This is a genomic window from Pseudomonas sp. RA_105y_Pfl2_P56 (assembly GCF_963970845.1).
GTDB classification, from domain to species: Bacteria; Pseudomonadota; Gammaproteobacteria; order Pseudomonadales; family Pseudomonadaceae; genus Aquipseudomonas; species Aquipseudomonas baetica_A.
Map to the genome: position 1 here is coordinate 96,388 of NZ_CAXAPL010000022.1, position 7,871 is coordinate 104,258.

The 7,871-nt window shown below is 60.4% G+C and carries 9 protein-coding genes; 1 reads left to right on the top strand and 8 read right to left on the bottom strand.

Features of this window, described 5'->3' with window-relative positions; all coding sequences use genetic code 11:
* Positions 1-26 precede the first annotated feature (26 nt).
* Genes mdcH through mdcA form a run of 7 tightly spaced genes read right to left on the bottom strand, consistent with a single transcriptional unit; the run spans position 27 to position 6,025 of the window.
* On the bottom strand, positions 27-947 hold the full coding sequence (gene mdcH / locus AACY11_RS16590; protein ID WP_339430329.1) for a malonate decarboxylase subunit epsilon: 921 nt from the start codon (positions 945-947) through the stop codon (positions 27-29).
* Positions 944-1,564, bottom strand: coding sequence for a malonate decarboxylase holo-ACP synthase (locus tag AACY11_RS16595; RefSeq protein WP_339495319.1), 621 nt, complete (start codon positions 1,562-1,564; stop codon positions 944-946). Before AACY11_RS16595 ends, mdcH begins: the two co-directional genes overlap by 4 nt.
* Positions 1,558-2,343: a biotin-independent malonate decarboxylase subunit gamma gene (gene mdcE, locus AACY11_RS16600; RefSeq protein WP_339430331.1), complete on the bottom strand. Its 786-nt coding sequence runs from the start codon at positions 2,341-2,343 to the stop codon at positions 1,558-1,560. Before mdcE ends, AACY11_RS16595 begins: the two co-directional genes overlap by 7 nt.
* Complete coding sequence (locus tag AACY11_RS16605; RefSeq protein ID WP_339495321.1) at positions 2,340-3,191, bottom strand: biotin-independent malonate decarboxylase subunit beta; 852 nt, start codon at positions 3,189-3,191, stop codon at positions 2,340-2,342. Before AACY11_RS16605 ends, mdcE begins: the two co-directional genes overlap by 4 nt.
* On the bottom strand, positions 3,184-3,483 hold the full coding sequence (locus AACY11_RS16610; protein ID WP_003229075.1) for a malonate decarboxylase subunit delta: 300 nt from the start codon (positions 3,481-3,483) through the stop codon (positions 3,184-3,186). The genes AACY11_RS16605 and AACY11_RS16610 overlap by 8 nt, the downstream gene beginning before the upstream one ends.
* The gene (locus AACY11_RS16615) at positions 3,483-4,355 is read right to left on the bottom strand and encodes a triphosphoribosyl-dephospho-CoA synthase (RefSeq protein ID WP_339430333.1); all 873 of its coding nucleotides are present in this window, start codon (positions 4,353-4,355) and stop codon (positions 3,483-3,485) included. Before AACY11_RS16615 ends, AACY11_RS16610 begins: the two co-directional genes overlap by 1 nt.
* Positions 4,355-6,025 carry a malonate decarboxylase subunit alpha gene (mdcA, locus tag AACY11_RS16620; protein ID WP_339464500.1) on the bottom strand — a complete coding sequence of 557 codons (1,671 nt, stop codon included), beginning with the start codon at positions 6,023-6,025 and terminating at the stop codon, positions 4,355-4,357. Before mdcA ends, AACY11_RS16615 begins: the two co-directional genes overlap by 1 nt.
* Before the next feature lie 425 nt (positions 6,026-6,450).
* On the opposite strand from mdcA, the gene AACY11_RS16625 reads away from it, so the two are divergent.
* Positions 6,451-6,792: a hypothetical protein gene (locus tag AACY11_RS16625; RefSeq protein ID WP_339495323.1), complete on the top strand. Its 342-nt coding sequence runs from the start codon at positions 6,451-6,453 to the stop codon at positions 6,790-6,792.
* Positions 6,793-6,956: 164 nt separating this feature from the next.
* Here the strand turns inward: AACY11_RS16625 and AACY11_RS16630 are convergent, their stop codons facing one another.
* On the bottom strand, positions 6,957-7,322 hold the full coding sequence (locus AACY11_RS16630) for a DUF6124 family protein (protein ID WP_339464501.1): 366 nt from the start codon (positions 7,320-7,322) through the stop codon (positions 6,957-6,959).
* Positions 7,323-7,871 lie beyond the last annotated feature (549 nt).

A 7,871-nucleotide genomic window follows, 5' to 3' on the forward strand; every position in this document is an offset into this window, starting at 1 on the left:
GTTGTTCGAAGCTTGAGTCGGCGGTCTTAGAGTTGGCGGCTTCCCTCCTCACGCAACAGCGCCTGCAAGGTGTCCAGGCGAGCACTGTCAAACGCAGTGACCGTGCCCTGCTCAAACACCCGGCGCGCCAGCCCGGTCAGCACCGCACCGGGCGGCAGTTCGATCTGTAGCCGCACGCCGCGTTCGTAAGCGCTTTGTACGGTGCCGCGCCAATCCACCACGCGGCACATGTTGAACGCGAGGTCGTCACGCAAGGCTTGGACCTTGACCACCGGCCGAGCGCGACTGCCGCTCAGGTAGGCGATTTTCGGGTTTTTCAGCTCAACGCTGGCGAAGGCCTCTGCCAGTCTCTGCGCGGGCTCATCCAGTAACGGACAATGCGACGGCACGCTCACCGCCAACCGTTTCGCCAGTCCTGCGCCACGGCTGCGCGCCAATTCAGCGACCGCGTGCATCGCCTCATCACTGCCGGCAATGACCACCTGGTTATCGGCATTGATGTTGGCCAGATAAACCGGCGACTCCTCGCCGTGAACCTGCGCCAGCAACGTTTCGACTGTGGATAATTGCAGACCGATGATCGCGGTCATGCCAAAGCCCTGTGGATAAGCCTGCTGCATCAACTCACCGCGCAGGCTGACCAGATGCAACGCATCGCTGAAGCGCAAAGCCCCCGCCACCACGGCTGCCGGGTAAGCACCGATGGACAGACCGGCGACGTAATCGGCCGTGAGGCCTTCACGCAGCAACTGCCGCGACGCCGCGACCCCGGCGATCAGCAGGCACAGTTGAACCGCCCTTGTGCGGCGCAACGCGTCGGCAGAATCGAGCAACAACACATCCTCGCCGAGCACGTCGCTAGCCTCGGTCAGCGTCTCCCCAGGCAAACGCTGGAGCATGCCCGGTTGTTGCGCGCCCTGGCCGGGGAACACCAGCAAACTGCTCACGCCGCCTGCTCCTGCGGATTCCATGGATCAGAAACCAGGCAGGCCTGATGCGCGTTTTTCAGCAGCACATGAGCCGAAGCGCCCGCCCACTCACGCAGGGCCACAGCGCCGAACGGCGTCTGCAATTGCATATCGACCCGGCATGAGGATTGATCGAAAAGCGCCACCAGTTTGCGTGCCTGATTACGGGTAATCAGTTGCGGCGTACGCAGGATCAAATCGAGATCGCTGCCCTCGTGCATCGCGGCAAAGCCGCTGGCCAGTTCAAACCCGGCACTGCCGCTGACACCCCAGACCCAACCGCAATCGTCGAGCATCGGGCGCAATTGCTTGAGGGCGCGCATGACGGGCAGATCACGCTCACTGTCGACATGACTCAGCGCCTCGGGGCTGACCCGACAGACCATCGAATCGACCGCCATGAACGCCGCCAAGCGCTGCTCACGCGAGACACCGCGCGCACCCACCGCGACAAAACCCTCAGCGCTCAAGGCCCGGCGCACCACCACCGGTTGCCCGGCGCTGAGCGACTCGATAGCCCAACCCGGCGCATCCGCGGGCAATTGCGCCGGGGTCATGCCCCAGAGCAGATCGTGGGCCAGAGGTGTGTTCACCACTGCGCCCTCAACAGTTCCCGCACGCGGCTGGACGCGGCACGATTCTTCGCGCCCAGACGATTGCTCAGCCCCGTGTTGGAGATATCGCTGATGGCGTGGGTCAGGCACTCAGTGACCCGCGCCAGATCCTGCGCTGTCGGCTGTTCGATCTGTTGCACCGACAGGGTTTCCCAGAGCAATCCGAGGCTGGCGTAGCTGTCGATGTCATAGGCCATCGGCGGCACACTGGCGGCCAATGCTTCGAGTTCTTCGACGCTGCGCAAGGTCACCCGCGCCGCCGAGGCTTTGCCCATCGCATGCACCATCACCCCGGGATCACGCAGGGCGATCAAACGGTTGGCCTGATAACCATGGGCCAGAAACGCACCGGACATGGCTTTGCCCACCAGCAGTGCAATCACCGTGTGCCCGGCCAAACGTGCGCGGGCATAGCTGTCTGCCGCACCGGCCAGCGCTTGATGAATGCCGAGGGCTTCCTCGCGACGACCGTAAGCCTGGCTCGGCACATCGACGATGGCGATCAACGCACGCTTGTGCGTTTGCTCACGGTCGGCGCTGATCGCGTCATCGACAGCCTTGGCCAGACCCCAGCCTTCCAGCAAGCCGACTTCGCCATCGCGAGCGCGAGGGAAACGGTTGTCCGGGTCAGCGACCACGGCCAGCAAGCGACCGAGCGCCGTGTCCGCCACCCGCAGTGACGCCGGCAAACCTTCGACGGTTTTCGCTCCGGCGCACAAGGCGTTGAACCAGTTCAAACCGCGCAATGAATAACCACTCATGAGCGCTCTCCTTGATACAGATCGCGAACCACCGAAGGCTCGATTTGCGTGTCAGTGTCCAGGCTAGCCAGACGTTGCAGGAACCACTCGGCCCTTTGACTGCGCGGTTGCGCCGGCAAGCCTTGCTGCAACAACTCGCCGACCTGCTGACGAATCTGCGCCACATCATCGCCGACATAGCGATCCACCAGACCACTGGCAAAGCGTTGCTCGCCCCCGGTCAGGCTCCAGATAAACGGCCGGTCGCGAGAATCGTATTCTTCGATCCCGGCTTCCTGTTCGATCACTTGCGGGCCGTTCAAACCAAGGCGCGCTTCCTGAGTCACCAGCAAATAGCTGCACAGCGCTGCCGCAATCGACATGCCGCCGAAGCAGCCGACGCTGCCCGCCACCACGCCCACCACCGGTTGGTACTGCTGCAAATCGACAATCGCCGCGTGAATGTCGGCAATCGCCGCCAAGCCAAGATTGGCTTCCTGCAAGCGTACGCCGCCGGTTTCCAGCAGCAGGATGGCGCGGGTCGGGAGGCCTTTGCGGTTGTCTTCGGCGGCCAGTTCCAGCGCGCCAGCGATCTTTGCCCCGCCGACTTCGCCAAGGCTGCCGCCCTGGAAAGCGCCTTCGATGGCGGCAATCACCACCGGCAAACCGTCGAGGTTGCCCTTGGCGATCACCACGCCGTCGTCGGCCTGCGGCACCACGCCTTGGCGTTCGAGCCACGGCGACATGACGCGTTGAAACGGGTCGAGCAATTCGCGAAAGCTGCCGGCGTCGAGCAAGGCTTTCGCCCGTTGCCGCGCGCCGAGTTCGACGAAGCTGTGCTTGTTGAGAAGCGCTGCGCTGTCAGTCATGGCCGATCTCCTCGAAACCTTGTTCCAGACGCAAGCGCACCACACCCGGTGTCGCGCCGAAGTCGTGGATATCGATGGCCATCGCCGGTGGCGTGGTGCCGTCGAACATCCGCGCAAACAAATGCTGCCAGCGCTGCTGCGCGCCGTTGACCGAGGTCTGCACATTGATCGTCAGCTTGCCGGCCAACCCCGGTTCGATCAGCACTTCCAGATCACCCGAGCCGACACAACCGACCAGCGCACGCCCGCGTGGCGGCTGCCCGGCGGGGAATTCAAACGATAGGGTTTCCATCAAAACGCTCCCTGAAAGATGCCGTCGTGCTCGATACGGTCGAGCAACAGCGTGGCGGCGAGCAAGTCGGCGGCGCCACCGGGCGAGGCATTCAATGCGATGAGTTGTTGATCCAGTTCGTGCAGGCAACGGCGACCGTTGAGGCTGGCGCTGCCTCCGGCGTCGAGCACCGCTTGCGCACCCTGTTGCATGGTTTGCAGGCCTTGTTCGCCGGCGCGATAGAGCACGCAGGTGTCGGCCAGGTCGGACATGATCGCGAGCAAGGCGTCGAGTCGGGCGTTCTGTTCGCCGTGGCCATGGGCGCGGCTTTTTTTCAGTTGCGGCAGGCCACGTTGCAGCACGGCCGGGAAGCCGAGTTGCGCTTCTTCGCGGGCACCGCGGGCGCCGTAGCGCAACGCGACTTGCGCGCCGTGGCTGAGCGGGCGCGGTGCGTAGCGGTCGTCGAGCAACGCCAGACGTGCGGCGCGCACAGAGATGGCACTGGCGCTGCTGGATCTCGTTTCCAGTGCAGCCGCCGTGACGATCAGGCCCAAGGCCCAGATCGCGCCGCGATGGGTGTTCACGCCGTGGGTGGTGGCGAGCATGGCTTGCTCGCCTTCACGGCCGATGCGGCCAATGCTTTCACGCAACGTCGGATTGATCTCGCCAATTTCAATGGCGGCCTCAGCCATCTCCTTGAACGCCGGCCACAACGACAGCGCCGACGCGTGCATCAGGCCCAGGTGCAGATCGGTGTGCGCGCCATTGCCGCGACGGTCGACCAGCGCCGGTTTCGGCGACAGATCGGCTTCGTCGATCAGCGCATCCACCGCCAGATCCGCCAGGTGCTCGGCCAGAGAAAGCGGTTTCGCTTGCAGGTTGAGTGCGTGCATTACCAGCTCCTGAACTTGGCGGGCGGGTTGTAGAGGCCGCCGGACCACTCGACCAGATCGGCGACGCTTTTCGCCGCGAGCAATTCGCGGGTGGCGTCAGTGCGGCGGATGCCGAGGTCTTCGGGCAAGGCGATCAGGCCTTCGCGGCGCATGCGTTCGGTGTCTTTGGGGTTGTGGCGCAGGCCGATGGCGGTGACGCCTGCGACCGCAGCGATCATCGCTTGGCGCTCTTCCAGCGAACGCGCCTTGTACAGGTAGGCGATGCCTTCCTCGGTCAGCAAGTGGGTGACGTCGTCGCCGTAGATCATGATTGGCGCCAGTGGCATGCCGCTTTTTTTCGCCACCTCCACCGCGTCGAGGGTTTCGACGAAGGTCGGTTTGCCGCCCTCCTGGAAGGTCTCGACCATTTGCACCACGAGTTTCTTGCCGCGTTCGAGCATCGGCTGCTGCGAATCGTCGTGGCGCATGTCCAGCCACGCCGGGGTGCCGTGACGGCGACCACGCGGGTCGTGGCCCATGTTCGGCGCACCGCCGAAACCGGCGAGGCGACCACGGGTCACTGTCGAAGAATGACCATCGCCATCGACCTGCAACGTCGCGCCGATAAACAGATCCACCGCGTACTGCCCGGCCAGTTGGCAGAACATCCGGTTGGAACGCAGCGAGCCGTCGCGGCCGGTGAAAAACACATCTGGTCGCGCGGCGATGTAATTTTCCATGCCCAGTTCGGTGCCGAAGCAATGCACGCTTTCGACCCAGCCGCTCTCGATCGCCGGGATCAGCGTCGGGTGCGGGTTGAGCGTCCAGTTGCGGCAGATCTTGCCTTTGAGGCCGAGGGATTCGCCGTAGGTCGGCAGGATCAACTCGATGGCGGCGGTGTTGAAACCGATGCCGTGATTGAGCGACTGCACGTTGTGTTTTTCGTAGATGCCACGGATCGCCATCATCGCCATCAACACATGCACAGGCTTGATATGGCGTGGGTCGCGGGTGAATAGCGGTTCGATGTAGAACGGCTTGTCGGCGACCACGACGAAATCGACCCATGAGGCGGGGATGTCTACGCGAGGCAATTCGCTGACGTCGTCGACCAACTGGTTGACCTGGACGATGACGATGCCGTCGCTGAACGCGGCGGGCTCGATCAACGCTGGAGTGTCTTCGGTGCTGGGGCCGGTATAGATGTTGCCGGCGCGGTCGGCCATGAACCCGGCCGAGAGCACGACATTGGGGATCAGGTCCACCACCAGCCGTGCATAGAGTTCGATGTAGGTGTGAATGGCGCCGATTTCCAGTAAGCCGTCTTCGAGCAACTGGCTGATGCGCAGACTCTGCGTGCCGGCGAAGGAGAAATCGAGCTTACGGGCGATGCCGCGTTCGAACAGGTCGAGGTGCTCGGAGCGGCCGACGCTGGGCATGATCATGTGCAGGTCGTGGAGCTTTTCCGGGTCGGCTTTGGCCAGCGAACGGGAGAGGAAATCCGCCTGCTTCTGGTTATTGCCCTCCAGCACCACGCGGTCGCCGGGATGAATCAACGCTTCGAGCGCGGCGACGATTTTGTCGGTGGGCAACACCGCACCATCGGCCATCCCGCGCACCTTGTCGAGGCGGCGCTGCTTCTCATCGCGCCGCCGCGTCCAGCGCGAGTCGGGGGAAATTGTTGTTGTCATGCTCACTCCACGGGGTTCGCTGTCGTGGAGCTAAGGTAGGTGTGTGGAGTGTGGGCATCAATCAAGCTGGGCGATGAATCATTACGCTCAAAGTAACGGTCTGGTTGGACCCAACGTTGCATTAAACAGGACAAGAAATTCAATATTGAGTGTCCGGCCTTATGGAGATTGAGCTCAATTTTAAAACAATCATGTCTGAGACGCGATTCACGCCTTTTAAATAAAGTCCCAAAAAAATGATTACCTCAGACCATCCCAAGAACAAGACGATCAAATTCTTATAGCGCTACAGCTTTTTTATTTCTTAACATTATTAACACCTGTCATACATGACAGGTGGACGCAAGTTTTAAATGTGAAATGATGTCCGTGCAAAAGGTTTTACAGCATCGGAACATACGCAACTCTAAAATGGAGCGTTTGAAATGAAAAAAATTGAGGTTTTAATTGTGGCGACAATATCGGCATTTGTTAGTCATGTTGCATTTGCAGAAATCGATGCAGGATGTAAGCAACTATGGGATGCCACAAGCGCTGCCCAGACATGCAAACTATCAAACCTTACAAAATATGAGGCTGGAGGTGCTGCTATTTGTACGATAGAAGCTACTTGCCTGGCCTCGAGCACACATCGCGAGATTGAGAATCGTATCAACTCGAGAGAAATCAATGACACGGTATATAACAAGGAAAGCGTTTCGGCATATACGATTCTTGAAACCGGGCTAAATAATTGCAATGGCAAACTTACGTATAACCCTTGCTAATGCCACAAACATGCAGCTCAACTAAAACCCGACTTAGCCTGCTGCACACGTTAAGTTAAGGCACAAAAATCACAAGAAGGCTGGATCAGTCCGCCGATGATCGTCCTCATGCTATGTATGGGAACGATCATTAAGACGAGTCAACATCATTGAAAAAAACTGGATCAATCTGTGGGCACTAACTTGTCCAAAATACGATTCACAGCCATCTCCGCCACCATCACCACCTGCGCAATACCTTGCACAGTCTTGCGGTGCGTACCTTCCACCATTGCCGCATGGTTGTTGAGCATGACCGTAGCCGAGCCGAGGGTTTCGCTGGCGTCGGCCAGCAGGGATTCGGTGTCGGCATTGGGGTTGGCCATGTACAGCGTGTTGGGGGTGTAAGGCGTGGCCATCAGGTCGGCGTTGGTCGGGCCGAGGTAATGGTCGAGGGCGCGTTCGGCGGCTTCGTGGAATTTCTTTGAATCGGGGGATTCGTAGGGGGATGCCGGGTCTGTGAGCGGGGGGTTAGGCGTAGGTTTAATCATCTTCAGGTTCCGAAATAAAGCTGGAACCGCTTCTCTGCTAAAAGAAGGGGTGGCAGCTGAACGCAGGTTAGCAGACCGGGGAACCTAAGGAAGCCGGCGCGCCGAAGCGCCCTGCGCACAGCCGCCATCGAATGCAGGCGCTGAGCCTGACGATGATGTATGTGCACCCTTAGATTAGCCACGGGCTGCTAAACCCGATCACTGGAAATCAGTGACGGAATCAAGTTACGCAGCATGCCAAAGGCGCACAAGCCGGCGGATTCTGGTGCATGCGTAGGCAGCGGCGCAAGGATTTGTAGGCTAGGGAGCCGTAACACCTAGTGTCTTTAAACAACGCGACTGGAAGGCGTTTATTGCGCACAGAGATTGAGGATTTGTCTGTCGGATTGAGGTGTGGCGACTGGCGCTTTCGCGAGCAAGCTCGCTTGTATGGTAGGACTTGAAGGGAGGAGGAGGGACAAGGCTCGATTCTGACTGTTAGCGCAGTACAGACCGTGGGAGATTTCACCCTCCTCCTTTCACCCAAGCGCCGATAAAGAATGCATCTGG